This window comes from Mesorhizobium sp. WSM3224 (assembly GCF_000427725.1).
Taxonomy (GTDB): domain Bacteria; phylum Pseudomonadota; class Alphaproteobacteria; order Rhizobiales; family Rhizobiaceae; genus Mesorhizobium.
Genome location: NZ_ATYO01000032.1, coordinates 1 through 26358 on the forward strand (window position 1 = coordinate 1; position 26358 = coordinate 26358).

The window sequence follows — 26358 nt, forward strand, 5'->3', positions numbered from 1 at the left end:
TCTCGGCGCTATCGCGCCGATCCACCTTCTCCCACAAGGGGAGAAGGAGAAGGCGCGCGGCCGCCTTCGCCATCAAGAAGAGCGTGACCCCATGAAAGAAATCTCCTGCAAGCTGCTTGTCATCGGCGCCGGGCCCGGCGGTTATGTCTGCGCCATCCGCGCCGGCCAGCTTGGCGTCGACACGGTCATCGTCGAAGCCGGCAAGCCCGGCGGCACCTGCCTCAATGTCGGCTGCATCCCGTCCAAGGCGCTGATCCATGCCGCGGAGGAGTTCGAGAAAATAGCGCATATGGCTAGCGGCAAGGACCCGCTCGGCATCAAGGTCGCCGCGCCGACGCTCGACCTGGCGCGGACCGTCGGCTGGAAAGACGGTATCGTTAGTCGGCTCAACAGCGGCGTCGCCGGGCTGCTAAAGAAGGCCGGGGTCAAGACCGTGCACGGCTGGGCGAAATTTCGCGACGGCAAGACGGTCGAGGTCGAGACCGAGACCGGCACGCAGGTGATCCGGGCCGAGACGGTCGTGATCGCCACCGGCTCAGCGCCGGTCGAGCTGCCGTTCCTGCCGTTCGGCGGGCCGGTCATCTCGTCCACCGAGGCGCTGGCGCAGAGCGAAGTTCCGAAGAAGCTCGCGGTCGTCGGGGGCGGCTATATCGGGCTCGAGCTCGGCATGGCGTTCGCCAAGATGGGCGCCAAGGTCACCGTGGTCGAAGCGCTGCCGCGCGTGCTGGCGCAATACGACGCCGAGCTGACGAGGCCGGTGCTCAAGCGGCTCGGTGAGCTCGGCGTCGAGGTCATGACCGGTGCGAAGGCCAAAGGTCTTTCGACCAAGGGCGACGCGCTGCTGGTCGAGACGGCGGACGGCAAGAACGCCAAGGTCGCCGCCGACAAGATCCTGGTCACGGTGGGGCGAAAGCCGCTGACCGAGGGCTGGGGGCTGGAGCAGATCGACCTCGACAGGGCGGGAAAGTTCATCCGCATCGACGACCAGTGCCGCACCTCGATGCGCGGCATCTATGCCATCGGCGACGTCACCGGCGAGCCGATGCTGGCGCACCGCGCCATGGCGCAGGGCGAGATGGTGGCCGAGATCGCCGCCGGCCACAAAAGAAGCTGGGACAAGCGCGCTATTCCCGCGATCTGCTTCACCGATCCGGAACTGGTCACCGCCGGCCTGTCACCGGAAGAAGCGAAGGCGCTCGCCGGCGAGATCAAGATCGGGCAGTTCCCGTTTGCCGCCAACGGCCGCGCCATGACCAAACAGGGCGAGGATGGCTTTGTCCGGGTGGTCGCCCGCGCCGACAATCATCTGGTGCTCGGCATCCAGGCGGTCGGACAAGGCGTGTCGGAACTGTCGGCGGCGTTTGGCCTGGCGCTCGAAATGGGCGCGCGGCTGGAGGATATCGCCGGCACCATCCATGCGCATCCGACGCAGGGCGAAGGATTCCAGGAAGCGGCGCTGAAGGCGCTGGGCCACGCGCTGCATATCTAGGGGAGCCTTTCCTCTCCCCCGATCCGACGGGGGAGAGGAAGGGCGCGAACTTATTGCCACAGGCTCCTTTCCTCTGCCGCATCCATGCTCCCCGAGGCTGGCGCTTCATGCTCGTTGTTGCTATGGCCTGTGTCCGCGACTTACCGCCGGCATATCAGCATGCAACTGAAGAAATACATTACGATCCGCTATAATACCGCAGCTGCCTTCAAACCGAGTCAATGGAACGGCAAAGGACGGGTGAATCTCGACCCCGTCTGGCTCGTCGAAAGGCTGACGTTGTTTGACAATTACTGCGCTCCTTCGCTCGAAGCACAGTCGCTGAAGGATTTCGTCGTTTTGGTCGCCTTCGACGCAGAGACCCACGAGAACTATGTCCGTACCGTCTGCGAATGCGCCAAGGGCATCGATATCAGGCCGGTGCTGGTCGAAGCCGGCGGCAGCCATGGCGCCAGCTTCAATGCGTTCGTGCAAGGTGATACGGATGCCGAATTCGTGGCGCTGACCCGGCTCGACAGCGACGATGCGTTGGCGCCAAGCTTCATGGAGCGGGTTGATCATTCCGCGCGAAGGGAGATCGAGAAGGGAGCGGTCGACGAACAACCTCTCTACATCGCTTTTCCGAACGGCCAGAATTTCGACACGGCCACCGGGCGTTACACGCGGCACGACTACGCCACCTCGGCTTTCGGCACCTTGGTCGAGAAGCGATCGCCGACGATGAATGGCGTTTACAGCGACCATCATCAAAAGATGGCAACCCGCTACAACACCGTCTTTGCGACGGCCTACGGCGCCCAGTGGTGCATTGTCGTTCATGACAACAATGCCGCCAACGTTCTCAGAGGCAAGCCGATCGAGACGCCGTCCTTCACGGTGGGGCGGCCAGGCAGCGAGGCGAAACGGCAAGCGCCTGTTCGAAAGGAGCAGCCGCCGTCACCCGCGAGAAGATCAGCCAAGGCGTCGCGGACCTTGGGAAATCTCATCCGGTTCCTGTCGGGTCGTCCTATGTTCCTGCGCAAGTAGCGGATACTTACCCTCTCTTGTGGGCCCGGGTCGATCCGCGAAGCGATTCCAGCTGGCTCCCTTCCTCTCCCCCGGTCGACGGGGGAGAGGAAGGGCGCTCCTCAGCTCGCTAGCCGGCTCACCATCTCGTGCTGGGCGTAGGCGCGGCCGAAGCGGTTGGCGAGGAAGGCGTCGAGGGCGATGTCTTCCTGCTTGACAAAACCCCTCGACGGCAGGCTGCCGTCGGCCAGCATGTCGAGCACGGCGCAGATGCCGGAGGCGGTGGTGATCTGGATGGCGCTGCGCACGACATTGCCGACGCGCTGGGAATAGATCTTGTTGGCGTAGGTTTCCTGCAGCAGGCGGCCGTTGCGGCGGCCAGAGACGGTGACGAAGACGATGACCACGTCCTGCAGCGTCGCCGGCAGCGCGCTTTCGAAGATGTCCTTCAAAACGTCGCGGCGATGGCGCAGGCCTAAGTCGTTGAGCAGCGCCTTCATGATCGCGGCGTGGCCGGGATAGCGGATGGTGCGGTAGTTCAGCGTGCGCACCTTGCCCTTCAGCGTCTCGGCCAAAGTGCCGAGGCCGCCGGAGGTGTTGAAGGCCTCGTAGGTGACGCCGTCGAGCGAGAACTCCTCGCGCTCCTCCAGCGGCGGCACCTCGATCAGCTCGCCCTCGACGATCGCCTCGCAGGGCTCGCAATATTCGTTGATGACGCCGTCGGTGCTCCAGGTGAGGTTGTAGTTCAGCGCGTTGGACGGATATTGCGGCAGCGCGCCGACGCGCATGCGCACGCTTTCCAGCGTGTCGAAGCGGCTGGCGAGGTCGTTGGCGACGATCGAGATGAAGCCCGGCGCCAGGCCGCATTGCGGAATGAAGGCGCTCCTGGCGTCGCGCGCCAGCTCCTTGACCCGGCGGGTCGAGACGACGTCCTCGGTGAGGTCGAGATAGTGCACGCCGGTCGCGGCGGCTGCCTCGGCGATGCGGGTGGTGAGGTGGAAGGGCGCGGCGCTCAGCACGGCGAACTTGCCGGAAAGCACGTTCTCAAGCTCACCCGCGGCGGCAATGTCGAGCTCGCGCGTTTCGACGCCGGCTGGCAGTTCGGCGGCGGCCAACTGGGCGGCCGAGCGGTCGACGAGCGTGACGCGGTAGTCGCCGGTGGCGCTCAGCATTTCTGCAATGGTCGAGCCGATCTTGCCGGCGCCGACGACAACGATGTTCTTCATGATCAATACCCCTGCCAATTTGAATTGATGGGGATCATCGCAGCTTGCCTGTCGAAAGAAAGCGTGGAATCTGGCAATATGACGCTGAACATTATGCGATTTGCCGAAAGGTTTCGTCGAAATGATCACTGAAGCAGAACAGGCCCTGCTTACACTGCTGCGCGCCAACGCCCGCGCCTCGACCGCCGAGCTGGCGCGCCGGCTCGGTGTGTCGCGCACCACGGTGCAGAGCCGCATCGAGCGGCTGGAGCAGCGCGGCGTCATCGCCGGCTATGGGGTCAGGCTGTCGCCCGATTATGAGCAAGGCCTGGTCAAGGCGCATGTGCTGCTCACCGTCACGCCGAAACTCGCCGACAAGGTGGTGCGCAGCCTGGAGGCGATGCCGCCGGTCCGGACTGTGCATTCGGTGAGCGGCAATTTCGACATGATCGTCATCGTCGATGCGCCCTCGATCCGGGACCTCGACGCGCTGCTCGACCGGATCGGGGCGATGGACGGGGTGGAGCGGACGTCGTCGTCGATTATTTTGTCAACGCGGGTGGATCGGTGAAACTGTCGAGATGGTGGCGCGAGGCCCCCCTCTCTGTCCTGCCGGACATCTCCCCCTCGAGGGGGGAGATTGGCAGCTTCAACGCCGGCACCTTTTCTGCAACATTGGTGATTGGCGAAAGCCGGCGTGACATCTGATCTCCCCCCTTGAGGGGGAGATGCCCGGCAGGGCAGAGAGGGGGGCGAAGGAATGCGACGCCTCTGGTTTTCTCCCTACGCCCGCTGCCGCTGCGCCCCCTCGTCCAGCCACGCCACATCCTCCGCCGTCAGCTTGATATCCAACGCCTTCAGGCTGTCTTCCAGTTCGTCCAGCGTGCGCGGGCCGATCAGCGGCACCGAGGGGAATGGCTGCGCCAGCACGTAGGCCAGCGCGACATGGATCGGGCTCTTGCCGAGCTTTCGCGCCAGCTCGATCGCGCGGTCGCGGCGGCCGAAATTCTTTTCGGAATACCAGACCCGCACCAGCTCCTCATTGTCGGTCCGGTCGCGCCCGGCGCGCTCGGTGAAGAAGCCGCGGCCCTGGCTCGACCAGGCGAAGTTCGGCATCTGCCTTGCCGCCAGCCAGGCTTTCCAGGCATCGGTGGACGAGGTCACGCAGCCCGCCCAGATCGGCTCCAGCATCTCGGCCAGCGAGAAATTGTTGGAGAGCGCGCCGGGCTTCTGCTTGCCGTTCTTCTCGGCATAGGCAATCGCCGCGTCCATCCGCTCCATCGTCCAGTTGGAGCCGCCGAACAGGCCGCGGATGCGGCCGGCCTTGGCCTCTGCGTCCATCGCGTCGACGAACTCGCCGACCGGCACGTCGGGATTGTCGCGGTGCATGAAATAGATGTCGACATGGTCGGTCCGTAGCCGGTCGAGCGACTGGGCGAGCTGCTTGGCGATCACATCGGGATAGCAGAGCGGAGAATGCGCGCCCTTGGCGATGATCACCGATTGCTCGCGCACGCCGCGATTGGCCAGCCACTGGCCGAGCAGCGTCTCGGTGTAGCCGCCGCCATAGACAAAGCCGGTGTCGAACAGGTTGCCGCCTGCCTCGAAATAGGCGTCGAGCAGGATCGAGCCGGAGGAGAAGGTGCGGAAATCCTCGAAGCCGAGCGCCAGAAGCGAGACCGGTTTCGGCAGGCCGGGAATGGCGCGCTTGCCGATGGCCTTGCCATCGGTGCGCAGCGGCCGGCCGGATATGGTGTGGGCGCGCTTAGCCGGCTTCTCGATCTCATATTCGAGACCGACGGCGGCGCGCCATTTGTCGAGCACGCGCAGCGTGCCGAGGCTGTCGGCCCAGGACATGCCCGGCCAGGCAAATTCCTGGCGTCCGGCGAGGATCGCCTCGCCGGCGGCATCGACTTCGAAGGAATAGAGATCGCGGGTCTCGTCGAGGCTGATCACCTCACGCGCGGCCCCGGACCGGATCACCTCGATCCGGCCCGGTCCGACGTCGCGGTTGCCACCGGCGAACCAGAAATCCGGCACCTCGATCTGGCCCTTGGTGCCGACGATGCGCAGGACATTGTCCTGGTTGAGCGAGATGCTGCAGGAGATTTCGGCGACGATGCCGTTGGCGAAGGTTAGCAATGCCGAGGCCCATTCGTCGACGCCGGACTGGCCGAGATGGGCCGCGCCCACAACCTTGTCGGGTTCCAGGAAAGGCTGTCCCGCCGCCGCGCCGGCGATCAGCCTGGCCATCGACACCGGATAGCCGCCGACATCGAGGATGCCGCCGCCGGCGAGCTCGTTGGCGTAAAGCCGGTGCTCCGGCATGAAGCCGGGCATGGCGAAGCCGAAGCTCGACTTGATCATGCGCACTTCGCCGATGGCGCCCGACTTGACCAGCTCGACCAGTTGCAGCGTCTGCGGATGCAGCCGGTACATGAAGGCCTCGCCGAGGAACGTGCCCGCCTTGCGCGCCGCATGCATCATGGCGTCGGCCTCGAAGGCGGTCAGCGCCAGCGGCTTTTCGCACAGCACATGCTTGCCGGCTTCCGCGGCCTTGATCGCCCATTCGGCATGGCCGGAATGCGGTATCGCGATGTAGACGGCGTCGACGTTCGGATCGGCGAGCAGCGCGTCATAGCCGTCGAGGATGCGCGCGCCGGGAAAAGTCTCGGCAAGGCCGGGCTTGGCAGGGTTGCGGGCGCCGAGCGCGACCAGTTCGCCAGTGCGCGACTGCGCGACGCCGCCGGCAAAGGATTTGGCGATGCTGCCAGGTCCGAGGATGCCCCAGCGGATTTTCTTGGATGCGGATGTCATGTCGAATTCTCCATAGGTCGCCGCCACGCCTTGGCGATCGGGCGGGAACGAAAAGTCAGCGGATCCTTGCGCCCGCCTTGTCGAAGAGCAGCGAGCGTTCCGCCTTGATCGAGACCGTGAAATGGTCGCCGCTGGCGCGCTGGCGTGAGGCCTCGCGCTCGACGATCAGTTCCTCGGGTCCGGCATTGGCGTAGACGTAGCTGACCGAGCCGAGATGCTCGGCGACGTCGGCCTTGACGGGAATGTCGCAATCGCCCTCGCCGGCCTCGAAGAAATGTTCCGGCCTGACGCCGAGCACGACCTCGGCGCCGACGGCCGGAAAAGCTTCGCGGAGCGGCTTGTGCAATTTGACGCCGCCATGATTGACGAGCTCGATGATCGCGGCGCTGTTCGATGTCTCGACCACCTTGGCGCCAAGGAAGTTCATCTTCGGCGAACCGATGAAGCCGGCTACGAAACGGTTGGCCGGATCGTCATAGAGGTCGAGCGGCGCGCCGATCTGCTCAACATTGCCGGCCTTGAGCACGACGATGCGGTCGGCCAGCGTCATCGCCTCGGTCTGGTCATGCGTCACATAGACCATGGTGACGCCGAGCTCCTTGTGCAGGCGCGAGATCTCGACCCGCATCTGGACCCTTAGCTCTGCGTCGAGGTTCGACAGCGGCTCGTCGAACAGGAAGACCTGCGGCTCGCGCACGATGGCGCGGCCGATGGCGACGCGCTGGCGCTGGCCGCCGGACAGTTGCTTCGGGCGCCGCTGCATCAATTCGTCGATGCGCAGGATCTCGGCGGCGCGCTTCACCCGGCGCTCGGTATCGGCCTTCGGGTTGCCGTTCATCCTGAGCCCGAAGGAAAGGTTCTGTTCCACCGTCATATGCGGGTAGAGCGCGTAGGACTGGAAGACCATGGCGATGCCGCGGTCGGCAGGCTCGACGTCGTTGACCACCTTGCCGCCGATGGCGATCTTGCCGCCGCTGATATCCTCCAGCCCGGCGATCATCCGCAAGAGCGTGGACTTGCCGCAGCCGGACGGACCGACGAAGACGACGAACTCGCCGTCGGCGATGTCGATGTCGGCGCCATGGACGACTTCGTAGACGCCGAAGCGCTTGACGACATTGGTGAGGGTGACGGCAGCCATCTCGCTCCTGACCTACTTGACCGCGCCGGCGGCGATGCCGGCGATGAAATGACGCTGCAACAGCACGAAGACGATGAGCATCGGCACCGTCAGCATCACGGCGCCGGCCATGATGCCGCCCCACGACACCTTGGTCAGGCCGATCAGCGTGCCAAGCGCCACCGGCGCCGTCATCGCGCCGGGCTGGCTGTTGATCAGCAGCGGCCAGAGATAATTGTTCCACGAGGCGAGGAAGAGGATGATCGCCAGGGCCGCCAGCATCGGGCGCGCCAGCGGCAGCGCCACGAACAGGAAGATGCGCCATTCCTTGACGCCTTCCACCCGCGCGGCGTCGAACAGCTCGGCCGGCATCATCGAGAAAGCCTGGCGCATGAACAGCACGCCGAGCGAATTGAACAGCGGCGGCACGATCAGCGCGATCCAGGTGTTGGCCAAGGCGAAGTCGCGCGCCACCATGATGAATTGCGGGATCAGCACAACCGCGTAGGGAAGCGTGATGGTGCCGAAGATGATCGCCACCACCGCGCCCTTGCCGTGGAATTCGTAACGCGCCAGCGCCCAGCCGGCCATCGAGGTGAGCAGCACCGAAAGGATCGTGTAGGTCACCGCCACCGAGACCGAGATGCCGATGGCGCCGATGAAATTGGTGTCGCGCTGTAGGTTGGCGACGTTGTCGAGGAAATTGTCGTGCGGCAGAAGCTCGATGCCGGGGCTGAAGATGCCGTTGTCGGGCATGGTGGAAAACACCACCATCATCCACAGCGGGAACAGCCAGATCAGCGCCAGCGGCGTCAGGGCAAGATGCAGCAGGATGCTGCGCCCGAGCTTTGCTTGTGAGCGCGAGGTCATTTCGGGTCTCTCGTCAGCCAGAGCTGCACCAGGGTGATGGCAATGGCGAGCCCGGCCATGGTGTAGGCGACGGCCGAAGCGTAGCCGAAGTTGAGCGAGCGGAAGCCCTGGCGGTAGAGCAGCAGGCCAAGCGTCTCGGTGCCGCCGCCCGGGCCGCCGCGCTCGGTGATCAGGAACGGCTCGGTAAAGAGCTGCATGGTGCCGATGATCGACAGCACGGCGCAAAAGACGATGACCGGCTTCAAGAGCGGCAAGGTGATATGGAAGAACTGCCTCAGCCTGCTGACACGATCGAGCGTCGCCGCCTCGTAGACGTCCTCCGGGATGGACTGCAGGCCGGCGAGGATGATGATGGCGTTGTAGCCGGCCCAGCGCCAGGTCACGGCGATCATGATCAGCGCCATGGCCGGCGTGACGTTGGAGAACCAGTCGACCTTGGGGATACCGACGCTGTTGAGCAGCTTGTTGATGATGCCGAAATCGAGGCTGAACATCAGGCGGAAGACGGCCGAATAGGCGACCTCGCCGACCACCACCGGGGCGAAGAAGGCAAAGCGGTAGAGGCCGCGCGCCTTCAGCAGCGGCGAATTCAAAAGCACCGCCATGACGATCGCCAGCGAGATCATCACCGGCACCTGGATGACCAGGATGAGCAGCGTGTTCTTCAGCGCATTGTAGAAGGCGGGGTCGCCGATCAGGCGGCCCCAGTTGAAGGTCGGCGCAAAGCGCCAGGGCACGGTGCGCGTCGCCTGGAAGGAGATCAGGAACGAGGAGATGATCGGCCAGATCCAGAAGATGGCGAAGATCAAAAGGTAAGGCGTGAGGAAGCGGTACGCGGTGGCGTTCTGGGTGCGCATCGTCCTCCTCCTTTCCCTGTCTTTCCCTTCTCCCCCTGTGGGAGAAGGTGGCCGCGAAGCGGCCGGATGAGGGGTGTTCCAGCTTGGCAACGACGGCAATCCGTCCAATACCCCTCATCCGTCTTGGCGCTGCGCGCCAATCCACCTTCTCCCACAAGGGGAGAAGGGGAGGCGGCGCTTACTCCTTGACCGGCAGGCCGGTGGCCGCCGCGATCTGCTTGGCGGCGTCGTCGAGTGCCGCCTTGGCGTCGGGATAGCCGTTGGCCAGATATTTGGTCTGCACGGCGCGCAGGATGATCTCGGCGTCGCTCTGGAATTGCGTGCCGCGGCTCGGCACGACCTTCGGCAAGGTGCCAAGGATGTCCTTCCACACCGCCTGGCCGCCCCAGTAGTCCAGGCCTTGCGAGACGTAGGGATCGTCGAGCGCCGAGATCAGCGAGGGCACCAGGCCGAACTCCTTCAGCATGGTGATCTGGCCTTCATTGGTCCCCAGCGTGTATTTCAAATAGGCGTAGGCGGCTTCCTTGTTCTTCGAGGCCGAGGTGATGGCCAGAGACGAGCCGCCGAGATTGGCGGCGCGCGGGCCGTCGGCGGTCAGGCTCGGCATCAGATAGACGCCCCATTTGCCGCTCTCCTTCGGCGATTCGGTGCGGATCGTGCCCTCGTACCAGCCGCCATAGACCTGGGTGGCGACGGTGCCGGCGGTGTTGTTGGTGATCTTGGTGCCCCAGTCGGCCGACGACACGATGCCGGCGTCCTTCATCTCCTTGACCTTGGTCAGGGCGTCGACGCATTTCGGCTCGGCCACGGTGATCGACTGGCCGTCCTCGGCGAAATAGGCGCAGCCCTGCTCGTTGGAGATCATGCGGAAGAATTCGGTGTCGCCGTTGAAATCGGCATTGGTCATGGTGACGCCCGGATTGGCGGCCTGGATCTTCTTGCCGGCGGCGATGAAATCGTCCCAGGTCTTGATCGAGGCCGGATCGACGGCGGCCTTCTCATAGAAGTCGCGGCGGTAGAAGACGGCGACCGGGCCGGAGTCCCAGGGCATGGCATAGGCCTTGTCGCCGACCTCGAGCTCGGTGCGCTTGAAATCGGGGAATTTCTTCTGGTCCTCGGCGCTATAACCGAGCGTGTGCAGGTCGACGAAGCAGTCCGGGAACTGGCTCCAGTAGTTTTCCGCCTCGCCGTTCTCGATCGAGACGATGTCGGGCAGGCCGACGCCGCCGGCGGCGCAGCCGGCGATCGATTTGTCATAGGTCGGCTGGTTGCCGAGGTCCTGGACCGTGACCTTGATGTCGGGATACTTCTTGTTGAAGCCCTCGACCGTCGCCTTCAGCGACGAGGCGGCGATGTTCCAGCTCCAGATGGTGATTTCGCCGGACTGCGCCAGGGCTGGGCCGGAGCCCAGGGCAAGCATAAGCGCGGCGCAGGTGAGTGTAGTGCGCATTGAAATCCTCCCATTTCATTTGCTCTCTCACTGTGAGCGTGGCTAGACTATGCGACGCGGAAGGCTTGTCCCCGTCAAAGGGAATAAGAAGTTGCCGGAAAGTAAGGTGCCGATGCGTCCGTTCTACCAGCCCGGCGCGAGCAGCGTCGAAGGCCTGCCGCTTGTCCTGCAGATGTTCCACAATCACCCGCTGGTGATGCTGAAGCCGCACTGGCATGCCCAGGTCGAGGTGAACTTCATCGTGCAGGGCTCGGTGCATTACCGCATGGCCGAACACGAGATTTCGCTGTCGGCCGGCGAGATGTGCCTGTTCTGGGGCGGGCTGCCGCACCAGATGGACGATCTCACCGACGATACGATCTATGCCGGCGCGCATCTGCCGCTGGTGCATTTCTTCCGCTTGCACCTGCCGGCCGACATACGCCACCGGCTGATGACCGGGGCAACGCTGGTGACGAATGCCACCGACCAGTCCGACAACGACAATTTCAAGCGCTGGAACGAATATGCGCGCTCGGGCGATGCGGCGAAGACCGAGCACGCCGTCAACGAGCTGCTGCTCCGGCTCGAGCGGGTGCGGTTCGAGGCGTACCGGCTGGTGCCGGAAACCGCGTCCGGACACGGAGCCGGCAGCCCCTTCGACCAGCAGTCCTCGCGCAATGTCGGGCGCATGTGCGATTTCATCGCCGAGAATTTCCTCTACGACATCGACTGCGTGACCATCGCCGCGGCCGCCGACATCCACCCCAAATACGCGATGAGCCTGTTCAAGAAATCGACCGGCATGACGCTCAACGAATATGTCAATCTGCTGCGGCTGAGCTACGCGCAGGCGCTGCTGATGCATGAGGACGCCAATGTGCTGAGGGTCGCCATGGAATCGGGCTTCGGCTCGCTCAGCGCCTTCAACAAGTCGTTCCGCAAGCTCGCCGGCATGTCGCCTTCGGATTTTCGCCGGGCGGGCGCTGCGCGGTAACGATCGGAAGCGATCGTTCAAGTGGGCCTTACAGCCGGAAAGCTGACGGTCACGCCGAGACCCGGATTGCGATCCTCCAGCACGATTGCCGCGCCGTGCAGGTCGGCCACCGCCTTGACCAGGCTCAAGCCCAGGCCGCTGCCGGGCGTCGTGCGGCTCGTATCCAGCCGGTAGAGCCGGCGGAACACTTTCTCGCGCTCCCCGGCGGGAATGCCGGGACCATTGTCGCGGACATGGATGAGGACGTGGCTGCCTTCCCCTGTCACCGAAAGCTCGATCGCGGTGCCCGGCGGGCAATGCCTGAGCGCGTTCTCGACCAGATTGGCGAGCATCTGCATCAGCAGGTCCCGGTCACCATGAATATACCATTTCGTATCCGGATTGATCTTTGTGACCAACGACTTGCCGTCATCCTCGGCGACGTCGGCATAGACCTCGCCGATGGTCTCGACCACCGGACCGACGTCGAGATCGACGAAGCGCGCCTTGCGGGCGCCGGCTTCGATCTGCGCGATGCGCAGAAGCGCGTCGAAGGTGCTGTTGATCTGCTGGCTCTCAGTGCGGGCGTCGGTCAGCTCGGCCGAGACATCGTCACCCGACGCCGTCTTGTCGGCGGCCGATTCCAGGATCATCTGCAGCCGGTTGAGCGGCGTCTTGAGATCATGGGCGATGTTGGCGCTCACTTCGCGCATGCCGTCGACCAGGGCCGACAGACGCTCGAGCGCGGCATTCACCTGGGCCGACACGGCGTCGATGTCGTCGCCGCTGCCGATCAGCGGAATGCGCGCATCGAGCCGCCCATGCGAGACGTCGACCATGGTGCTGGCGATGCCGTCGAGGCGCCGCTGGACGCGCGAGGCAAGCACGGCGCCGCCGGCGACGGCAAGGCCGGTGATGAAGAGCGTCGCCCAGCCGAAACTCATCAACACGATCCTTTCGAGATCCTCGGTTTCCGAGAGCGAGAAGGCAACCGTCAGGCTGTTGCCGCCGACCGCGCCTGAATAGGCGCGATATTCGGTGCCGGGCGGCACACCCGGCAGATTGGCGGCGAACATGGAAAAGCCATCCGGCAGGCTGGAGGCGGTGAAATCCCCGGCAAGGCGGTTGCCGTCGCGGTCGGTGAGGGAAAAGATCTGGTCCTTATCCTGGCTGAACTGGGCATGGTCCCTGACCGTGGCGACGAGATCCTCTTCGTCGCTCTCGGTATAGGTCGCGGCGATCAGGGAGTAAGTCTCCTTGATCGATTGATCGAGCTGCCTGGCGAGCGAGGCGCTCATCAATTGATAGACGATCGCGCCGGACAGGATGAAAGCCAGCAGGAACAGGAAGGCGAAGGCCAGCGCCAACCGGAACGGCGTGCTGCGCAGCAGGCTGGAGCGTGTCGCGCTCATGCGGGTCCCGCAATTGCGGACGCAAGATCAGGCCGGAACATGCAGGCTGTAGCCGGTGTTGCGCACGGTGTGGATCAGCGGCACGTCGAACGGCCTGTCGACCTTGGCCCGCAGCCGGCTGATATGCGTCTCGACGACGCTGGTCTTGGGGTCGAAATGAAAATCCCAGACGCGCTCCAGCAGCATGGTGCGGGTGATGACGCGGCCTTCGCCGCGCATCAGCACTTCGAGCAGGCTGAACTCGCGCGGCTGCAGGTCGATCGGCTGGCCCTGCCGGGTCACGCGGCGCTGGATCAGGTCCATTTCGAGGTCGGCGACGCGCAGTGCCGTCTTCTGCTCCTGCGCCGCCGGCCGGCGGCCGAGCGCATGGATGCGGGCAAGCAGCTCGGAAAAGGCGAAGGGCTTGACCAGATAGTCGTCGCCGCCCGCTTCCAGGCCCTCGACGCGGTCGTCGACGCCGCCGATCGAGGTCAGGAAGATGGCCGGCGTGCGGATGCCGGCGGCGCGCACCGCCTTGATCATCGACAGGCCGTCGAGGCCGGGGACCATGCGGTCGGCGACGATCACGTCATAGGCGTTGCGGGTCGCGGCGAAGAGACCGTCATGGCCGTCGCGCAGCAAATCGCAGACATGGCCGGCCTCGGCCAGTCCGCGGACGATATAGTCGGCGGTTCTCGGATCGTCCTCAACAAGCAGAAGTCGCATCGCCCCGCGCTGTCCTCGCCGCCTCGGCCTCGCCGGCATGGTAGCGCCGGCTGCGGCTTTTTCTTGGCTGGTTGCCTATCTATTTGTTTACGCGTCTGCGGACCGAAGACTGCTACACATTTTTGCGAGAGGCGGTTTAGCGACAAGCACGACGCGGACCGAAGCCCATTCCACGCTTTCGGCGTTCCCAGTTCCCCGTCGCCTCGTCATTCTATGGCGGAGCAAGGAGCGAAGCGACGCGGCGCAGACCATAGAATCCATGGCGTGACTTCGAAAGCGTTGCCACGGTGCAGGATTCTGCTCCGCTGCATTCGATGGTCAAGGTAACGGAATGGATCCTCTGGTCTACGCTCCGCTTCGCGTCGCTCCGCCCGTGGATGACGAAGTTCGCAGGCTTCGGCTAATCTCCAACGTTTGCACTGCTTCGCTCCTGTTCCGCCCTAGAATGACGATCGCGGTGAGCGTTTCGGCCAATCTCCAAAGCATGCAACCTGCCAACGCAAACAGAGCCGATCGGTCAAAATCCCTGTGCGGTGCTCTAATCGAGCAGGGCCAGTTCGTCTTCGTCGATCAGGCTTCTCAGCGTCATGTGAAGAACGATGACCACGATGCAACCGAGGAAGACCAGGCTGGTGACGGTGGCGCCGAAGCCCATGCCGCCATATTCCACCGGCTTCGAGAGCAGGTCGCCGAAAGAGGCGCCGAACGGCCGGGTCAGGATATAGGCGAGCCAGAAGGCGAGGATGCCGTTCAGGCCGAGGAAGAACCAGGCAAGCGCTATCGCCGCGATCAAGCCGCCGAAGATGAGGCCGGTGGTGAGATAACCCAGGTCGAAGCGCTCGGCGACCAGGTCGCCGGCGGCCGTGCCGAGCGAGAAGGTGAAGAGGATCGCCAGCCAGTAGAAGATCTCGCGCCTAGTGGTGAAGATGGTGTGGATCGAGAGCGTCTTTTCGCTCGCGTACCAGGCCACGAAAGTCAGCGCCAGCAGAAGCGAGAAGACGATCGTCGTCGTCTCCAGCCGCACGCCGAAATTGTCGACGAGGTTGTCGGTGACCAAGGTGCCGACGATGCTGATCAGCACAACCGCCAGCCAGTAGGCCCAGGGCACGTAGCGTTTCTGCGCGAACTGCAGGATGAGCGCGACAATGAGGACACCGCTCATGATCAAGGATGTGAGGGTGAGGCCGAGGCCGAGATTGACGGCCAGATAGTCGGCCGCGGTTTCGCCCATGGTCACCGCCATGATCTTGATCAGCCAGAAATCAATGGTGACGTCCGGGACCCGGTTAAGGTCGTCGACTTGAGAGATCATGGCGATGCCCATCTGCGGTTTGTGCGGCGACCAGCTGCCGTCGATCGTCAGGTGTATGCAGGCGAACTCACCGCAGCCTGTCCGCTCCCTTACAAATTCGTAAGGTTGGCCAAAAACATCCGCCGGGCCTCGTCATCGCCCGGCGGAAGGGTTAGAGAAGCCTGGCGTCCCCTCTCGGGGCCGAAGCGATGAGAAAGAATGGCTTACACGTCCCTCAAATCGGCGCCGAAGGCGTTCGACCAGCACAAGCGCCTGATCGTCGTGCAGGTGGCCGCCATGCTTGCCGTCATCCTGCTCCTGTTCAGCAAGCCGGCGCTGGCCGAAGGATCGGACGGGCACGAAATCGTCGAGACGATCGGGTTTGTCATGGTGCTGGCCTGCTTCCTTGGCCGGCTGTGGAGCATCCTCTTCGTCGGCGGCAGGAAGAACGACGAGCTGATCGTGTCCGGCCCGTTCTCGATGACCCAGAACCCGCTCTATTTCTTCTCGACCGTCGGCGCGGCCGGTATCGGGCTGATGTTCGGCTCGGTGCTGGCGGCCGCGATGCTCGGCCTGGCAGGCTTCCTCGTCTTCCGGTTCACCGCGCGCAAGGAGGCCGAGTTCTTGTCCGGCAAGTTCGGCGCCGTCCATGCGGCCTATGCCGAACGCACGCCGCGCTTCTGGCCGAACCCGCTGCTTTACCGCGACGAGGACCAGTGGCTGTTTTCGACGCGCGCGCTGCGCAACACGTTCCGCGACGGGCTCTATTTCCTGGCGCTGTTCCCGGTCATCGAGGCGGTCGAGTATTTCCGCCTCAGCGGCGACCTGCCGACGCTTTTCACGGTTTATTAGTTTGCCGGCACAGCCGCTTTGTCTGCATTGGCAGGCGGCATGCTTGGAGATTGGCTGAAGCCCCTCAACCTCGTCATTCCAGGGCGGAGCAGCCGCGAAGCGGCGTCGCGGAGACCCTGGAATCCATGCCGTTACCTAAGCCGTGGAATGCAGCGGAGCAGAATCCTGCACCGTTGTGACGCTTCGAAGTAACGGCATGGATTCTATGGTCTGCGCGCGTCGCTTCGCTCCTTGCTCCGCCATAGAATGACGAGGTTGAGGGGCTTCCGTCAATCTCCAGCGTTTGCGCTGATTTCGCGTCGCTCCGCCCGTGGATGACGAGGTTGAGAGGCTGTAGCCAGTTTCCAGCGTTTGCGCTGATTTCACGGAACTGCTCTTTGTTCAGCGCGCCTTGCCGCGGGCGGCGCGGCGCGCGCTGTCCAGGAGAATTGCCAGGCAGCCGATGAGAAGCAGCAAGCCGCCGATGAGCGGCGGCAGCGCCAACAGCTTCACCGCGGCGGTGACCAGCGCGATTAGGATCAGCGCCAGCAGCGCCAGGCTGCCATCGTCGACGAACATGCCGACAAGCTCGATCAAGACCAGACGGACCACGGTCATCGGGCAACTCCTTCGGCGGCTGCCGGGTAAGCGCCGCGCAGCCAGCGCACGATGGCGAGGGACGCCACGGCAATGATGGCGAAGATGGCGAGCAAAGCGAGGTCGGCGCCCGGCCATTCGGCGCCGAGGCCTTCGCCGGTCCAGAACACGCCGAAGCTGGTCAGCATCAGCCCAACGACGAATTTCAGCGCATTCTCGGGCACGCGCGCCAAGGGACGATGCACGGCAAGGCCGATCAGCATCACCAGCACGAAGGCCGCCAGCGCGCCAAGGCCGGCATAAAACGTCTGCCCATGCGCGGCGCCGACGGCAATGACGATGAACACCACTTCGACACCTTCGAGCAGCACCGCCTTGAACGACGCGACGGCCGCCAGATAGTCCGCGCGGCGATCGTCGGCCTGCCGCTGCAAGGCGGCGGTTTCCCTGGAAAAGGCCTTTTCCTCGTCGCGCAAGGCAATGACGCCGGCGCCGCGCAGGATCGCTTTTCTCAGCCAGCGCATGCCGAACAGGATCAGGAGCACACCGACGACGAATTGCAGGACGGTGATGGGAACGAGCGCCAGCAGCGGTCCGAAAATGAGCACCAGCGCCGCAAGGAAGGCGAGCGCCAGGGCGGCGCCGGTCAGCGCCGGGCGCCAGCTGCGCGTCACGCCGACGGCAAGCACGATGGTGAAGGCTTCGACCACTTCGACGAAGGACGCCAGGAAAGAGGCCGTCACGGTGGAAAGTATGGGTGTCAGGCCATGCATGAAGGCTTCGTCCTGAATCATCGGTTGGCGAGAACGATACAGCGCTCCGGCGGCAGCGGGAATGCCGGCGACGCTTTCCGATCGCGAGACCGATCGCGCTGGCACGGATATGCCGCGGCACCGTACCCGCCATGATTTGGTTTCCGACTTATGCGCGGCGGCACCGCACTTTCAAAGAACTGATTGACGGTCTGTATCCGTTCCGTGTCCGTTGTATCGCGGCACCGCCCTGGCTATCTGCTGGAGCAACAATGAGTTTGAGCGGCCAACGGGCCACTCCAGCAGGAACGGAGCACATGAAGAAGATCGGGTTTCTGTCCTTCGGGCATTGGTCGCCCTCGCCGCAATCGGGCACGCGCTCGGGCGCCGACGCGTTGCTGCAATCGATCGACCTTGCGGTCGCGGCCGAGGAGCTCGGCGCTGACGGTGCCTATTATCGCGTCCATCATTTTGCCCGGCAGCTCGCGTCGCCCTTCCCGCTGCTGGCCGCGGCCGGCGCGAAAACCCGGCGTATCGAGCTCGGCACCGCCGTCATCGACATGCGCTACGAGAACCCGCTCTATATGGCCGAGGACGCGGGCGCTGCCGACCTCATCGCTGGCGGGCGCTTGCAGTTGGGAATCAGCCGCGGCTCGCCCGAGCAGGTGATCGATGGCTGGCGTCATTTCGGCTATGTGCCGGAAGAGGGCAAGAGCGACGCCGACATGGCGCGCCGGCATTCGGAGATCTTCCTCGACCTGTTGCGCGGCGAAGGCTTTGCCCAGCCCAACCCGCGGCCGATGTTCCCCAATCCGCCCGGCCTGCTCAGGCTGGAGCCGTTCTCGGCCGGATTGCGCGACCGCATCTGGTGGGGCGCCGCCACCAACGCCACCGCCGTGTGGGCGGCCAAGCTCGGCATGAACCTGCAGAGCTCGACGCTGAAATTCGACGAGGGCGGCCAGCCGCTGCACATCCAGCAGGCCGAGCAAATAAGAGCCTACCGCGCCGCCTGGAACGAAGCCGGCCACACGAGGGAGCCGCGCGTCTCGGTCAGCCGCAGCATTTTTGCTCTCGTCAACGACATGGACCGCGCCTATTTCGGCGGCAGCGAGGGCGAGGACCACTTCGGCTATATCGAGCCGGAAAAGCGCGCCGTGTTCGGCCGCACCTATGCCGCCGAGCCGGACGTGCTCATCGAGCAGCTCAGGGAAGACCAGGCAATCGCCGAGGCCGACACACTGCTCTTGACCGTGCCCAACCAGCTTGGCGTCGACTACAATGCCCATGTCATCGAGTCGATCCTGAAGCACGTCGCGCCGGCGCTAGGCTGGCGGTAGGGGTGATGCGCCTCGTTCTTCCTTCTCCCCTTGTGGGAGAAGGTGTCGCCGAAGGCGTCTCGGCGCTGCGCGCCGATCCACCGCCCGGGGGCGAGCCACGGGTCTCGCCCCGTCCTTCGGACCCGCAAGGGGAGAAGGAAGAATGCGCTGATATTGACACTTTCCAAATCAGCACATCTAGTCTCCTGCGTAATCGGTTGCGTAACCGATTGCCATAAGTGGAATCGCAGGGACCATGACAACGATTGCCGATGTCGCACGCCATGCGGGGGTGTCCGTCGCAACGGTCTCGCATGTGATGAACCATACGCGCCATGTCGAGCCGGAAACGGCCGGGCGCGTGCGCGCCGCGATCGCGGCGCTGCGTTACAGCCCGAACTCGGTGGCGCGGAGTCTCAGGCGCGGCGAAACCAAGACCATCGGCCTGCTTTTGCCCGACAATTCCAACCCGTTCTTCGCCAGCGTCGCGCGGCAGATCGAGGATGCCGGCTTTGTTTCCGGCTACACGGTGATCCTCTGCAACTCCGACGGCAACGCCGAGAAGGAGGAACGCTATCTCTCGGTGCTGATGGCCAAGCAGATCGACGGGCTGATCTTCGCCGGCTCGTCCGACCATGCGCGGGTCTTCGCCCGCCTCTTGCCCAGCGTGCCGGCTGTGCTGCTCGACCGCGAGATCCAGTCGGTCAATGTCGATACCGTTCTGGTCGACCACGACCATGGCGGCTATCTCGCCGGCAGATACCTGGCCGGGCTCGGGCATCGCAAGATCGGCGTCATCGGCGGCCCGCGCGATTCCAGCTCCAGCCCGGCCCGCCTGCGCGGGTTTGTGCGCGCGCTCGGCGAAGCAGGCATTGACCTGCCGCCGTCCTCGATCGTCGATTCCGACTATCATTTCGCCGGTGGCCGGCTGGCGATGGAACAGCTGATGGCGCAGGCGCCGGACATCACGGCGCTGTTTGCCTGCAACGATTTGATGGCGATGGGCGCGCTGACGGTGCTGCGCTCGCGCGGCTTGCGGGTTCCCGACGACATCTCGATGGTCGGCTTCGACGACATCCCCTATGCCGTCACCACCTGGCCGCCGCTGACGACGATCGCGCAGCCGGTCGAAAAGATCGGCACGCGGGCGGTGAGCCTGCTGCTCGAGCGGCTAGGCGAGCCAGCCGCGCCGTCAAGGCGCGAGGTGCTGGCGCCGGTGCTGGTGGAGCGGGAGAGCTGCGCGGCGGTGCGGCAGTAGCGCGTAATCTCCCGAAGGCAGGGCGATCGCATATGGATTTTTACGAAGAGGACCCCCACCCCTAACCCCTCCCCACAAGGGGGAGGGGGACTTGGTAGGCGCTGATCTCCGCAAACCGCCGATCTTTCGACACCAAAAGGATGGCATGCGGCAGCGTTCCCTCCCCCCTGTGGGGAGGGTTAGGGTGGGGGTCCTCTTCGTAAAAATCCATATGCGATCGCCTCTCCCCGCAAGGGGGAGATTCCCTCAAGCCGCCGGCTGCAGCGCGGCCCTCAGCAGCATGCCGAACAGGTCGCGCGGCTCGTCGGGGTCGGCGAGCAGGTCGAGCTCTTCATAGAGGCCGGTGGCCTGCAGCTGGTCGCGGACGTAGCGCAGCGCTGAAAAATCTTCCGTTGCGAAACCGACGGAATCGAACAGCGTGATCTGCTCCGGCGCCTTGCGGCCCGGCGCCTGGCCGGTCATCACCTGCCATAGCTCGGTCACCGGATGATCGGCATCGAGCTGCTGGATCTCGCCTTCGATGCGCGTCTGCGGCGGGAACTCGACGAAGATGTCGGAGCGCAGCAGGATGTCGCGATGCAGCTCCGTCTTGCCGGGGCAGTCGCCGCCGACCGCGTTGATGTGGACGCCGGAGCCGACCATGTTGTCGGTGAGGATGGTGGCGCATTGCTTGTCGGCGGTCACCGTGGTGATGATGTCGACGCCTTCGACCGCGTCCTGCCCAGTCGAGCAAATGGTGATGTCGAAACCCTTGCCGGCAAGGTTGCGCGCGCATTTTTCCGAGGCTGAACGGTCGATGTCGTAGAGCCGCAGGCGGTCGATGCCGAGCAGCGCCTTGAAGGCGACGGCCTGGAATTCGGACTGGGCGCCGTTGCCGATGATGGCCATGGCGCGCGAACCCTTGGGCGCCAGATATTTGGCGGCGACGGCCGAGGTGGCGGCGGTGCGCAGCGCCGTCAGGATGGTCATCTCGGTCAACAGCATCGGATAGCCGGAGCCGACATCGGCGAGCACGCCGAAGGCGGTGACCGTCTGGCGGCCCTCGCGCATGTTCTTGGGATGGCCATTGACATATTTGAAGCCGTACATCTTTCCGTCGCTGGTCGGCATCAGCTCGATGACGCCGTCATGGCTGTGCGAGGCTATGCGCGGCGTCTTGTCGAACAGCTCCCAGCGGCGGAAATCCTCCTCGATATAGGCGGCGAGCTCGGTGAGGAAGCGCTCGACGCCGATGGCGAGCACCAGCTTCATCATGCGGTCGACGCTGACAAAGGGGACGATGGCAAGGCGCGAAGGCTGGGTCATCGTCAGAGGCTCCCGGAATGGCTGCGGGTCGGGCGGTCCATGATGCGGCGGCCCATCAGGCTGGCGGTGAGGTCGACCATCAATGTGGCGGTGCGGCCGCGCTCGTCGAGGAACGGGTTCAGCTCGACCAGGTCGAGGCTGGAGACCAGGCCGCTGTCGGACAGCATCTCCATCACCAGATGTGCCTCGCGGAAAGTGGCGCCGCCGGGAACGGTGGTGCCGACGGCCGGCGCGATCGACGGGTCGAGGAAGTCGACGTCGAGGCTGACATGCAAGAGGCCGTTCTCCTTCTCGACGCGGGCGAGGAAGGCGCGTAGCAGCGGGGCGACGCCATGCTCGTCGATGGCGCGCATGTCGTGCACGGTGACGCCGGCTTCGTTCAGCGCCCGGCGCTCGGCCAGATCGACGCTTCGCAGGCCCATGGTGCAGATTCGAGCCGGGTCGACCGCTTGCGGCAGATCGGGGAAATAGCCCGAAAAGCCCGGCCGGCCGCTGGCATAGGCGAGCGGCACGCCGTGCAGATTGCCGCTGGTGGTGGTGTCGAGGGTGTGGAAATCCGGGTGCGCGTCGAGCCACAGCACGAAGAGCGGACGGCGGCGCTCGGCGGCGCGGCGCGCCACGCCGGAGACGGTGCCGGCGGAGATCGAGTGGTCGCCGCCGAGGAAGATCGGCATGGCGTCCCGCGAAGCCGCGTAGGCGGTCTCGGCGATCGCCGCCGTCCAGGCCGAAATCTCCGGCAGCGCCTTCAGCGCGAGATTGCCATGGACGACGGTGCGCGCCTGAGCCTTCTCGACCGCGCCCCAGTCCTCGACGTCATGGCCGAGCTCGGCCAGCACCGAGACCAGCCCTGCCGTGCGCAGCGCGCTCGGCCCCATTTCGCATCCCATCCTGCCCGCGCCGTCCTGTACCGGCGCGCCGACGATCCTGCAGCGCATGATTCTACTAGCCCTTCATGATTATCGCGGGATTGGATCACTGCCGGCTGGCGGTTTGAACAGCGAAAATTGGCATTTCGAAAAGACTAATCTATCATATTGGACAGATACATTGATCGAAATGGAAAGACATGGACGCTCTCGACGAAAAGCTGGTGACGCTGCTGAGGCACGATGCGCGGCGCAGCGTATCCGACATCGCCATCGACCTCGGCGTATCACGCGCCACGGTCAGGTCGCGCATGGAGCGGCTGGAGAAATCCGGCGAGATCATCGGCTACACGGTGGTCCTGCGCGCCGACGCGGTCGATCAACGCATTCGCGGCGTCATGATGATCGAGATCGAGGGCCATGCCGCGGACCGCGTTATCCGGGCGCTTGGCGGCTTTCCCGAGGTTTCGACCATCCACACCACCAACGGGCGCTGGGACCTGGTGGTGGAGCTCGGCACCGCTTCGCTCACCGACTTCGATGCGGTGCTGCGCCGCATCCGGCTGATCCCCGGCATAACGGGCAGCGAAACCAGTCTTTTGCTGGCGACGCCCAGGACGACAAGAGCGCGACTAGCGTAATGTACAATTAGAATGGGTGGCCGGCGAGCCCTGCATGACATGGCGCCGGTGTGGGGCCATGAAAGGCTTGATCACACCGGCAGCCGCTTTGCGAAGGGCGCATGTTGGTCAGCCGTTCGGATAATAACCGCCGTCCCCACCGCTACCTATATAGGTTCCCTGGCCGGTGGCACTCTGAAGCCGCTGATCCAGATCGTTGATCTGCCCGAACACCGAACGATCTCCGCTGGGCTTGATGGCATCCGCCTGCCGCATCAGGTCGCGGGCCTGATCCTCTGTGATCTTGCCGACCTGCCTGGCCGTACGGATACCCTGCTTTACGCCCAGCAACTGGTGCATTGCCGCCCTCGTGCCCGGATCCGCCGGCACCGACGCGGTGGTCATGGTGTCGACCTGTGCCCTGTGGTGGCGGTGCGCCGCATAGGCGCTCGAAAGCGGTATGGCCGCGAGGATCGACGCGGCTACGATTATTTTTGGCATGAAAGAGCGCATGATCACATCTCCCTAGATCGAAGCGGTAAAACCGCTTTTCCGAAAGGGCCGTCTGGTCACGTCGTGTCGCGATGCAGGCCATCCATCGCCGGCGGTTCTCGGCCCACGGACGACATATAGAGGTCCACCCGGGCATTGAAATGGAGGTAGAACGCAAATGTTACCCAATGTGATCGCAGGTTGAATCACGGCTGCATGTGAAACGGGTGAGGCGGTCCGCCTAAAGCGCGTCGCGCTGAAACGAATTCAGCTGACGCGCTTTAGATCCTTATTTCGATGCATGTCGTTCCCCCAAAACCGCTGCGCACTTTTGGGCGACATGCATCAGGAGCCAGGCGTCCTCAGGCGACGCTGGCGAGCGGGATCGGCCAATTGATGGCCTGCCCGATAATTCCGGCATTGGCCTGCTCGGCAAGTTCCTCGGCCTCGCTTCGCGTAAGCCCGATCAGCAGCCGGCCTTCTATCTCCGCCGGCAGATCGGAAACCAGATCACAGACAAGCCAGTGGTCGCATGGATCCTGCATTGCCGCGAACCGCATGGGCGCTCCCTGTTTCAGCACACCCAAATTGCCGATGAAGCCAGATTGTTCCCGCGCCGACGGGCAAAATATCGATGAATGAGAGAGATATCGAGAAAGCGGCGTCGCCCGGTTCGGGGAAAATTCATTCGCCTGGCCGCTGAGCCGCTCTGCTTGGCCTCGCGTCAGCCCAAGCAACGACATGTGCGGTGTCTGCGCGGGGAAATCCGACCGCAGATCATACACCATCCATTGGCCGCACGGATCCTGTAAGGCTGTGAACCTCATGGCCGACGTTCTTTGATCTAGTTATGCCCCAACGTAACGACTTGCGGGAAACGCTCCCGGCAGGACTGCCCGGCTGGATTGCCTCCAGCACTTCCACCGAACAGTACAGTTGTCGGGGGCCCGGCAAAAGAGGCTCTACAGTCCCTTTGGCATGCGACCCAAGTCTGATGAGCTGCCGACATTTGCGGACGACGGCCGCTGTCTGGCAAGGCAGGATATCGGCGCCTCCCCGATAGTCCGAGCGCCCTCCGGAGATTTGCCAAACGCGAAAAAGCCGCGGGGGTCCGCGGCTTTTCGTTTGCTTGATCCTCGAAGAGGAAACTGGAGCGGGTGAAGCGATTCGAACGCTCGACCCCAACCTTGGCAAGGTTGTGCTCTACCCCTGAGCTACACCCGCTCGCGCGGCCTCGGCCGCAAGCCGCGCCTATATGGCCGAAGAGCGCGGCGATTGCAACAGGGAAATGACTGTCTTTTGGAGTTGGTTCTTCCGGCGGCGGACTTCGCTTCGGAAGCATGGAAGCGGGATGGCCCGAAACCTGGCCGATCGCAATGGCGCGCGCAAATCCGCCATGCATCTCCTGGAATAGCGCTCTTGTTCGCTGCAATTGCCGACTGAAAACCACAGCGCACTTTCGTGGAATTGCGCCGGCAGCCTTGCCCCAAAGCCACCATTGGCCGTAAACGGCATCACCCCAGTTGGACTGCGTGAGGACCGATGCCGAAGACAGAAGCTGAGCTCAACGCCTTTCTTGCCGATCTCGGCATCGCCGTCTCGACGGTGCGGCATCCGCCCTTGTTCACGGTCGCCGATTCGCAGGCCCTGCGCGGCGAAATCCATGGCGGCCACACCAAGAACCTGTTCCTCAAGGACAAGAAGGACAATTATTTCCTGGTCACCGTCGGCGAGGAGGCGGTGGTCGACCTGAAGCAGATCCACCAGTTGATCGGCGCTTCTGGCCGCGTCTCCTTCGGCAAGCCCGAGATGCTGATGGAACTGCTCGGCGTCATCCCCGGAGCGGTCACCGTCTTCGGCCTGATCAACGACGCGGAAGGCAAGGTCAAGGTGGTGCTCGACCAGGAGTTGATGAGCCACGACGTCATCAACGGCCATCCACTGACGAATGAGGCGACGACCTCGATCGCCGCCGCCGACCTGATCAGATTCGTCGAGGCAACCGGCCATGATCCTGTTATCCTGAAAGTCTCATTACCTTGAAACTCAGGGGCTGATCGCCACATGGAAGGCGGTTCCGAAATCCGACAATGACGCGCCGGGCGCCAAGGCCAGGAGCGCGACCGAAAGGGCGACACGATGAGTGACAACAATCCGTATAGCAGCTCGTTTGGCGGCAATGGCGGCCAGTACGCCCAGACAGTGCAATATGGCGGCGGTGACCGCGCCAAGGTCTCGCTGGGCGACGCGCCGGCGGCCGCCGACCTGATCAAGGACACGACAACCGCAACTTTCGCCACCGACGTCATCCAGGAATCGCGCCGGCAGCCGGTGCTGGTCGACTTCTGGGCGCCATGGTGCGGGCCCTGCAAGCAGCTGACGCCGCAGCTCGAAAAGGCGGTGAGCGCCGCCGGCGGCAAGGTCAAGCTGGTCAAGATGAACATCGACGACCATCCCTCGATCGCCGGCCAGCTCGGCATCCAGTCGATTCCCGCGGTTATCGCCTTCAAGGACGGCCAGCCGGTCGACGGCTTCATGGGCGCGATCCCGGAAAGCCAGATCGTCCAGTTCATCGAGAAGGTCGGCGGCAAGGGCGGCGGCGCGCCGCAGGTCGCGGATGCGCTTGCCGCGGCGGCCGAGGCGCGCACGGCCGGCGACGTCCAGACCGCGGCGGACATTTACGAAGCGATCCTGGAGCAGGCCCCGGAGACGCTCGAGGCGATCGCGGGCCTCGGCGAGATCCTGTTCGATGCCGGGGATGCGGAAGGCGCCGAAGCGGTTCTGGCGCGGGTGCCCGAGGACAAGAAGGACGCGCCGGCGCTGGCCGCGCTGCGCGCCAAGATGACGCTGGCGGCGGAAGCTGCGGCGCTGGGCAATCCGGCCGAGTTCGAGCGCCGGCTCGCTGCCAATCCGGCCGACCACCAGGCGCGCTTCGACCTGGCGATGATCCAGAACGCGCGCGGCGAGCGAACGCAGGCCGCCGACAATCTGCTGGCGATCATCAAGGCCGACCGGACCTGGAACGACGACGGCGCCAGGGCGCAGCTGTTGAAGCTCTTCGAGGCCTGGGGGATGACCGACGAAGCGACGCTCGCGGCGCGGCGCAAGCTCTCGTCGCTGCTGTTCTCGTAGAGCCGTTAGAGCA

The 26358-nt window shown here is 64.3% G+C and carries 25 protein-coding genes and 1 tRNA gene; 10 read left to right on the forward strand and 16 right to left on the reverse strand.

What is annotated here, in order from left to right:
- The first annotated feature begins 91 nt into the window (after positions 1-91).
- Positions 92-1489: a dihydrolipoyl dehydrogenase gene (gene lpdA / locus YU3_RS0129740; RefSeq protein WP_027169638.1), complete on the forward strand. Its 1398-nt coding sequence runs from the start codon at positions 92-94 to the stop codon at positions 1487-1489.
- A 159-nt stretch (positions 1490-1648) separates the two neighbouring features.
- Complete coding sequence (locus YU3_RS0129745) at positions 1649-2515, forward strand: glycosyltransferase (RefSeq protein WP_036259873.1); 867 nt, start codon at positions 1649-1651, stop codon at positions 2513-2515.
- A gap of 101 nt (positions 2516-2616) precedes the next feature.
- Here the strand turns inward: YU3_RS0129745 and YU3_RS0129750 are convergent, their stop codons facing one another.
- Complete coding sequence (locus YU3_RS0129750; RefSeq protein ID WP_027169640.1) at positions 2617-3720, reverse strand: saccharopine dehydrogenase family protein; 1104 nt, start codon at positions 3718-3720, stop codon at positions 2617-2619.
- A 121-nt stretch (positions 3721-3841) separates the two neighbouring features.
- Here YU3_RS0129750 and YU3_RS0129755 point away from each other — a divergent pair, with 121 nt between their 5' ends.
- Complete coding sequence (locus YU3_RS0129755; RefSeq protein ID WP_027169641.1) at positions 3842-4270, forward strand: Lrp/AsnC family transcriptional regulator; 429 nt, start codon at positions 3842-3844, stop codon at positions 4268-4270.
- Between the two features lie 212 nt (positions 4271-4482).
- Here the strand turns inward: YU3_RS0129755 and YU3_RS0129760 are convergent, their stop codons facing one another.
- From YU3_RS0129760 to YU3_RS0129780, 5 genes are all read right to left on the reverse strand, one after another.
- Positions 4483-6516 (reverse strand): aldo/keto reductase, encoded by a 2034-nt coding sequence (locus tag YU3_RS0129760; protein WP_027169642.1) that lies wholly within the window; start codon positions 6514-6516, stop codon positions 4483-4485.
- Between the two features lie 55 nt (positions 6517-6571).
- Positions 6572-7657 carry a sn-glycerol-3-phosphate ABC transporter ATP-binding protein UgpC gene (gene ugpC / locus YU3_RS0129765; protein ID WP_027169643.1) on the reverse strand — a complete coding sequence of 362 codons (1086 nt, stop codon included), beginning with the start codon at positions 7655-7657 and terminating at the stop codon, positions 6572-6574.
- Positions 7658-7669: 12 nt separating this feature from the next.
- Positions 7670-8506, reverse strand: coding sequence for a carbohydrate ABC transporter permease (locus YU3_RS0129770; RefSeq protein WP_027169644.1), 837 nt, complete (start codon positions 8504-8506; stop codon positions 7670-7672).
- A complete protein-coding gene (locus YU3_RS0129775; RefSeq protein ID WP_027169645.1) occupies positions 8503-9363 on the reverse strand; it encodes a sugar ABC transporter permease in 861 nt (286 codons plus the stop codon). The genes YU3_RS0129770 and YU3_RS0129775 overlap by 4 nt, the downstream gene beginning before the upstream one ends.
- 178 nt (positions 9364-9541) lie before the next feature.
- On the reverse strand, positions 9542-10813 hold the full coding sequence (locus YU3_RS0129780; protein WP_027169646.1) for an ABC transporter substrate-binding protein: 1272 nt from the start codon (positions 10811-10813) through the stop codon (positions 9542-9544).
- A gap of 49 nt (positions 10814-10862) precedes the next feature.
- Here YU3_RS0129780 and YU3_RS0129785 point away from each other — a divergent pair, with 49 nt between their 5' ends.
- Positions 10863-11789: a helix-turn-helix domain-containing protein gene (locus tag YU3_RS0129785; RefSeq protein WP_245273699.1), complete on the forward strand. Its 927-nt coding sequence runs from the start codon at positions 10863-10865 to the stop codon at positions 11787-11789.
- A gap of 17 nt (positions 11790-11806) precedes the next feature.
- Here the strand turns inward: YU3_RS0129785 and YU3_RS0129790 are convergent, their stop codons facing one another.
- From YU3_RS0129790 to YU3_RS37740, 3 genes are all read right to left on the reverse strand, one after another.
- Positions 11807-13180 (reverse strand): HAMP domain-containing sensor histidine kinase, encoded by a 1374-nt coding sequence (locus YU3_RS0129790; protein WP_027169648.1) that lies wholly within the window; start codon positions 13178-13180, stop codon positions 11807-11809.
- 27 nt (positions 13181-13207) lie between these two features.
- Complete coding sequence (locus tag YU3_RS0129795) at positions 13208-13885, reverse strand: winged helix-turn-helix domain-containing protein (protein WP_027169649.1); 678 nt, start codon at positions 13883-13885, stop codon at positions 13208-13210.
- A 538-nt stretch (positions 13886-14423) separates the two neighbouring features.
- On the reverse strand, positions 14424-15197 hold the full coding sequence (locus tag YU3_RS37740) for a membrane protein (protein WP_036259890.1): 774 nt from the start codon (positions 15195-15197) through the stop codon (positions 14424-14426).
- A gap of 198 nt (positions 15198-15395) precedes the next feature.
- On the opposite strand from YU3_RS37740, the gene YU3_RS0129810 reads away from it, so the two are divergent.
- A complete protein-coding gene (locus tag YU3_RS0129810) occupies positions 15396-16028 on the forward strand; it encodes an isoprenylcysteine carboxylmethyltransferase family protein (RefSeq protein WP_027169650.1) in 633 nt (210 codons plus the stop codon).
- A 381-nt stretch (positions 16029-16409) separates the two neighbouring features.
- On the opposite strand, the gene YU3_RS0129815 is transcribed toward YU3_RS0129810, so the two are convergent.
- A complete protein-coding gene (locus YU3_RS0129815) occupies positions 16410-16625 on the reverse strand; it encodes a hypothetical protein (RefSeq protein WP_027169651.1) in 216 nt (71 codons plus the stop codon).
- Positions 16622-17377 (reverse strand): COG4280 domain-containing protein, encoded by a 756-nt coding sequence (locus tag YU3_RS0129820; protein ID WP_027169652.1) that lies wholly within the window; start codon positions 17375-17377, stop codon positions 16622-16624. The genes YU3_RS0129815 and YU3_RS0129820 overlap by 4 nt, the downstream gene beginning before the upstream one ends.
- Before the next feature lie 296 nt (positions 17378-17673).
- Between YU3_RS0129820 and YU3_RS0129825 the strand changes: the two genes are divergently transcribed.
- Both YU3_RS0129825 and YU3_RS0129830 read left to right on the forward strand, forming a co-directional pair.
- Entirely contained in the window at positions 17674-18693 is a 1020-nt protein-coding gene (locus YU3_RS0129825; RefSeq protein ID WP_027169653.1) for an LLM class flavin-dependent oxidoreductase, read from the forward strand.
- A 235-nt stretch (positions 18694-18928) separates the two neighbouring features.
- Positions 18929-19930 (forward strand): substrate-binding domain-containing protein, encoded by a 1002-nt coding sequence (locus YU3_RS0129830; RefSeq protein ID WP_027169654.1) that lies wholly within the window; start codon positions 18929-18931, stop codon positions 19928-19930.
- A gap of 246 nt (positions 19931-20176) precedes the next feature.
- Here the strand turns inward: YU3_RS0129830 and YU3_RS0129840 are convergent, their stop codons facing one another.
- The gene (locus YU3_RS0129840; RefSeq protein WP_027169656.1) at positions 20177-21235 is read right to left on the reverse strand and encodes an ornithine cyclodeaminase; all 1059 of its coding nucleotides are present in this window, start codon (positions 21233-21235) and stop codon (positions 20177-20179) included.
- Between the two features lie 2 nt (positions 21236-21237).
- The gene (gene rocF, locus YU3_RS0129845) at positions 21238-22170 is read right to left on the reverse strand and encodes an arginase (protein WP_027169657.1); all 933 of its coding nucleotides are present in this window, start codon (positions 22168-22170) and stop codon (positions 21238-21240) included.
- Between the two features lie 131 nt (positions 22171-22301).
- Here rocF and YU3_RS0129850 point away from each other — a divergent pair, with 131 nt between their 5' ends.
- Positions 22302-22742, forward strand: coding sequence for an Lrp/AsnC family transcriptional regulator (locus YU3_RS0129850; protein ID WP_027169658.1), 441 nt, complete (start codon positions 22302-22304; stop codon positions 22740-22742).
- 108 nt (positions 22743-22850) lie between these two features.
- Here the strand turns inward: YU3_RS0129850 and YU3_RS0129855 are convergent, their stop codons facing one another.
- The 3 genes from YU3_RS0129855 to YU3_RS0129865 form a co-directional block, all read right to left on the reverse strand.
- Entirely contained in the window at positions 22851-23234 is a 384-nt protein-coding gene (locus YU3_RS0129855) for a hypothetical protein (RefSeq protein ID WP_036259875.1), read from the reverse strand.
- Positions 23235-23575: 341 nt separating this feature from the next.
- Positions 23576-24001, reverse strand: coding sequence for a hypothetical protein (locus YU3_RS40890; protein ID WP_156913639.1), 426 nt, complete (start codon positions 23999-24001; stop codon positions 23576-23578).
- Positions 24002-24362: 361 nt separating this feature from the next.
- Positions 24363-24437: transfer RNA gene (locus tag YU3_RS0129865), tRNA-Gly, on the reverse strand.
- A gap of 318 nt (positions 24438-24755) precedes the next feature.
- On the opposite strand from YU3_RS0129865, the gene YU3_RS0129870 reads away from it, so the two are divergent.
- Positions 24756-25256, forward strand: coding sequence for a prolyl-tRNA synthetase associated domain-containing protein (locus tag YU3_RS0129870; RefSeq protein WP_027169660.1), 501 nt, complete (start codon positions 24756-24758; stop codon positions 25254-25256).
- Positions 25257-25352: 96 nt separating this feature from the next.
- On the forward strand, positions 25353-26345 hold the full coding sequence (gene trxA, locus YU3_RS0129875) for a thioredoxin (protein ID WP_027169661.1): 993 nt from the start codon (positions 25353-25355) through the stop codon (positions 26343-26345).
- Positions 26346-26358 lie beyond the last annotated feature (13 nt).

Bases quoted from the DNA above. Each gene is read 5' to 3' on its own strand.
- lpdA (WP_027169638.1), top strand. From the start codon at position 92: ATGAAAGAAATCTCCTGCAAGCTGCTTGTCATCGGCGCCGGGCCCGGC.
- YU3_RS0129745 (WP_036259873.1), top strand. From the start codon at position 1,649: ATGCAACTGAAGAAATACATTACGATCCGCTATAATACCGCAGCTGCC.
- YU3_RS0129750 (WP_027169640.1), bottom strand. From the start codon at position 3,720: ATGAAGAACATCGTTGTCGTCGGCGCCGGCAAGATCGGCTCGACCATT.
- YU3_RS0129755 (WP_027169641.1), top strand. From the start codon at position 3,842: ATGATCACTGAAGCAGAACAGGCCCTGCTTACACTGCTGCGCGCCAAC.
- YU3_RS0129760 (WP_027169642.1), bottom strand. From the start codon at position 6,516: ATGACATCCGCATCCAAGAAAATCCGCTGGGGCATCCTCGGACCTGGC.
- ugpC (WP_027169643.1), bottom strand. From the start codon at position 7,657: ATGGCTGCCGTCACCCTCACCAATGTCGTCAAGCGCTTCGGCGTCTAC.
- YU3_RS0129770 (WP_027169644.1), bottom strand. From the start codon at position 8,506: ATGACCTCGCGCTCACAAGCAAAGCTCGGGCGCAGCATCCTGCTGCAT.
- YU3_RS0129775 (WP_027169645.1), bottom strand. From the start codon at position 9,363: ATGCGCACCCAGAACGCCACCGCGTACCGCTTCCTCACGCCTTACCTT.
- YU3_RS0129780 (WP_027169646.1), bottom strand. From the start codon at position 10,813: ATGCGCACTACACTCACCTGCGCCGCGCTTATGCTTGCCCTGGGCTCC.
- YU3_RS0129785 (WP_245273699.1), top strand. From the start codon at position 10,863: ATGCGACGCGGAAGGCTTGTCCCCGTCAAAGGGAATAAGAAGTTGCCG.
- YU3_RS0129790 (WP_027169648.1), bottom strand. From the start codon at position 13,180: ATGAGCGCGACACGCTCCAGCCTGCTGCGCAGCACGCCGTTCCGGTTG.
- YU3_RS0129795 (WP_027169649.1), bottom strand. From the start codon at position 13,885: ATGCGACTTCTGCTTGTTGAGGACGATCCGAGAACCGCCGACTATATC.
- YU3_RS37740 (WP_036259890.1), bottom strand. From the start codon at position 15,197: ATGATCTCTCAAGTCGACGACCTTAACCGGGTCCCGGACGTCACCATT.
- YU3_RS0129810 (WP_027169650.1), top strand. From the start codon at position 15,396: ATGGCTTACACGTCCCTCAAATCGGCGCCGAAGGCGTTCGACCAGCAC.
- YU3_RS0129815 (WP_027169651.1), bottom strand. From the start codon at position 16,625: ATGACCGTGGTCCGTCTGGTCTTGATCGAGCTTGTCGGCATGTTCGTC.
- YU3_RS0129820 (WP_027169652.1), bottom strand. From the start codon at position 17,377: ATGCATGGCCTGACACCCATACTTTCCACCGTGACGGCCTCTTTCCTG.
- YU3_RS0129825 (WP_027169653.1), top strand. From the start codon at position 17,674: ATGAAGAAGATCGGGTTTCTGTCCTTCGGGCATTGGTCGCCCTCGCCG.
- YU3_RS0129830 (WP_027169654.1), top strand. From the start codon at position 18,929: ATGACAACGATTGCCGATGTCGCACGCCATGCGGGGGTGTCCGTCGCA.
- YU3_RS0129840 (WP_027169656.1), bottom strand. From the start codon at position 21,235: ATGACCCAGCCTTCGCGCCTTGCCATCGTCCCCTTTGTCAGCGTCGAC.
- rocF (WP_027169657.1), bottom strand. From the start codon at position 22,170: ATGCGCTGCAGGATCGTCGGCGCGCCGGTACAGGACGGCGCGGGCAGG.
- YU3_RS0129850 (WP_027169658.1), top strand. From the start codon at position 22,302: ATGGACGCTCTCGACGAAAAGCTGGTGACGCTGCTGAGGCACGATGCG.
- YU3_RS0129855 (WP_036259875.1), bottom strand. From the start codon at position 23,234: ATGCGCTCTTTCATGCCAAAAATAATCGTAGCCGCGTCGATCCTCGCG.
- YU3_RS40890 (WP_156913639.1), bottom strand. From the start codon at position 24,001: ATGGTGTATGATCTGCGGTCGGATTTCCCCGCGCAGACACCGCACATG.
- YU3_RS0129870 (WP_027169660.1), top strand. From the start codon at position 24,756: ATGCCGAAGACAGAAGCTGAGCTCAACGCCTTTCTTGCCGATCTCGGC.
- trxA (WP_027169661.1), top strand. From the start codon at position 25,353: ATGAGTGACAACAATCCGTATAGCAGCTCGTTTGGCGGCAATGGCGGC.